The organism is Dietzia timorensis, from assembly GCF_020742175.1.
Taxonomy (GTDB): Bacteria; Actinomycetota; Actinomycetes; order Mycobacteriales; family Mycobacteriaceae; genus Dietzia; species Dietzia timorensis_A.
Map to the genome: position 1 here is coordinate 1 of NZ_DYXM01000074.1, position 2836 is coordinate 2836.

General features: G+C 70.2%; 2 protein-coding genes. Both read right to left on the minus strand.

Annotation, left to right across the window (positions count from 1 at the left end):
* Positions 1-1889, minus strand: a 1889-nt coding sequence (locus tag K8V11_RS03920; protein WP_303911095.1) for an arabinofuranosyltransferase, incomplete at its 3' end; no start/stop codon positions are given.
* A gap of 58 nt (positions 1890-1947) precedes the next feature.
* The coding region (locus tag K8V11_RS03925) for a hypothetical protein (protein WP_303911096.1) at positions 1948-2836 on the minus strand (889 nt) is incomplete at its 5' end.

Consider the following 2836-nt stretch of genomic DNA (forward strand, 5'->3'; position numbering starts at 1 on the left):
ATCTCCGTGTCGGCAAAGAGCTTGGGATCGAACTCGATCGGAACCTGACGAATATTACCCTCGAGCGGCATCGTGTTGACGACCTCGTCGTATTTCCACATCTCGCCGCCGGGTCCCTGCACCGGCGTCAGAACGAGCACATCGGGACCGGGAAACTCGCCACCGCGCAATGCGTCGGCAAGCTTCTGGCCGTCGGTTGCCTTCGACCATCCCTCGATCAGCTCGTTGCGCTTTTCGTACTCGCCGGTCGGCGCCGCATACGCCGCGGCGGGCGCCTGGAACGCCCAGTACGGGTGGAACATGTACAAGCTCGTGTCGTCGCTGAGCACCACGAGGTCCTGCGGTTCGGCCCCACCCGTGACGTCGGAGATCGCCTCCACCACCGCCGTCGGTTCCCCTGGCGCGGAGCGGGCGTTGTCGGAGAACTCCGCATCCTCCTCGGACACCGACTGGGCAGCGTGCACAACGATCACCGCGACGAGCGCAAAGGCAAGCGCCGCCACCCGCGGCCCGCGGTCGTTCGCCTCTCCCCAGGCGCGCGCATGCCTCCAGGCTGCGCGCAACGCGAATACTCCGGCGCAGGCGAACGCAAGCGTGATCACCGGTGTGAGCCGGAACGGGAGGAGCGTCGAACCGGTCATCGCGCGCAGGCCCGACAGCGCGAACCAGGCGTAGCCGGAGAGCACCATGATCGCCAGGGCGAACGCGATCCGGAGGGTCGCAGGGGACACGTCGCCAGTCCCGTTTGAAGGGGAGTCGGAAGCCGAGTCCACCGAACCCGCAGCGCCCACCGAACCCGCCGAGCCTGCGACCTTCCCGCGCCCGCGGAAAGCTCCGCCCACGGTCCACGCGAGCCATACCAACCCGGCAAGACTCAGCACGACGAGACCGGTGTCCGAGAGCATCGGCAGCGGCCATTGCGCCGCGTCCTCGGGCGCGAAATCGGTGGCCACCGAGCGTTCGTGGCCGTCGCCGCTCAGCACAGCCAGCAGGTACGGCGTCCAGAACAGCAGCGCGATCAGCGCAGATACGACGCCGGCCGCCACCCAGGATGCGACGACGCGGAGCCTCGTCCCGCGACCGTCGCGCGGGGTGCGGGCGAAGGAAATCGCGGCGCCCGCCGTCACGATAACCACGCCGATGGCGGCGATAAGTGTGTAGGTAATGGCGGCGAGGCCGAGGAAAACGCCGGTGTAGGCGAGATAGCGCGGTTCGGCGATACGCTGCGCCCACACCGCGACAGCGGGCAGCAGCGCGATGAACAGCCACGAGTAAGGCTCGTACGCGGCGAGCGCGAGCCCGACGGCGGCGGTCGCCAGCGCGAGCGGCACGGCGATACGGGAGCCGGCGAGTGCGCGCCATGCGAGGAATGCGAACGAGGCCGCGAGCGCCATCGTGAAGATCGCGAACGGCTTGTAGAACTCCCACGCGGGCACGCCGATGAGGTCTGCGATGCGCCCGCCGATCCAGAACCAGCCCGCCGGGTAGAACGGCGCCGCATCGCGGTAGAAGGCGTCGGCGAGCGCGGGCGAGGACGCGAATCGCCCCAGGTACGCGACCCGGTTGAGCTGGTCGCCGCCGATGCCATTGAGGTAGTGGCTCGTTCCGTAGAGCAGGAACGATTGGTGGATCGCGGTGCCCGCCGCGGGTGCGAGGAGGCCGGCGGCGGTGCGCGACCACTCGGGCAGGCGGCGCGAGCCCGCGGTCCACAGCGCGAGGGCGGCAACGGCGACGACCAGCGTGCTCATCGCCATCTGCGGCAGGTTGCTCGGAGTCGGGAAGTCGATGAGCGCTGCGCCGCCGAGCGCGGCGGCCGTCATTGCGCCTGCGGCGACGACCGCGCCCCCGATGCCCGCGGCAGTACTGCCTATCGTTCTGGCCGTTCCCACAGCGTGCACCTCTCCGAATCTCGGCGCGTGCACGCCCGCGTGCACGCCAGGGGAGAGTCTAATGGGCGCCGGAGGGGGCCCTGCGTCGCGCCGCCCGCGCGCCCGCCGCGATACCGAAGCAGTGGACGGCAGCACCGACGATCGGCCCGGCGAGCAGCGCGAGTGTCGCGCGCGTGTCCAGCTCGAACGGCAGCACGAGCAGCAACCCCACCGACGCGGCGACCGCGACCCACCAACCGATGTTGAACACCGCGTGCCGCTCGAAGGCGAGCGCGGCGTTGCCCGAGATCATCAGCGCCGCGGTACCGACGCTCGCCGCCGTCAACCCCGCGAACACCACGCCGGGCAGCCCGAACTCGTCGCCGTAGATGAGCCGCACGATCGGGTCCGCGACGAGCCACGCCGCCGCCGCACCGACAACCCCCACGCCTATGACGCCGGAGAGCGGGATCCCCAGAGCGCGCAGTCCCTGCTCCCGCCGCTCGACGAACCACACGATGATCGCGCTCTGAAAACTCGTGAGTGGTACAAGCAGCGGCGCGCGGGTGAGCAGGATCGCGTTGATCGTCGCGCCCATGAGGACGCGGTCGTCGCCGGCGCCGGCCGTCGCCGTTACCAGCAGCGGGAAGCCCGTGACCATGACCGAGGTGCCCGCGCCCGCCGCCATCGCCTGGACGGTGGAGGTCCAGAACCTGCGAGGGGTGACGTCGATGGGGGAGCGCAGTGCCTCGCGGACCGCGGGCAGCGCCGCGACCATCCCTACCCAGGTGATCGCGCCCACGACGGTCGTGATCTCGAACGCCAGATGCGGCACGTCCAGCGCCCAGGCGGCGAGCGCCGCGATTAGGCGGAGACCGGCGTCGATGGTGAGCAGGACGGCGTAGAAGTTCCAGCGCTGGGTGCCCGAGAGGGCTCCGGCAACCGCGGCTTGAAGGGAGAAGCTGCAG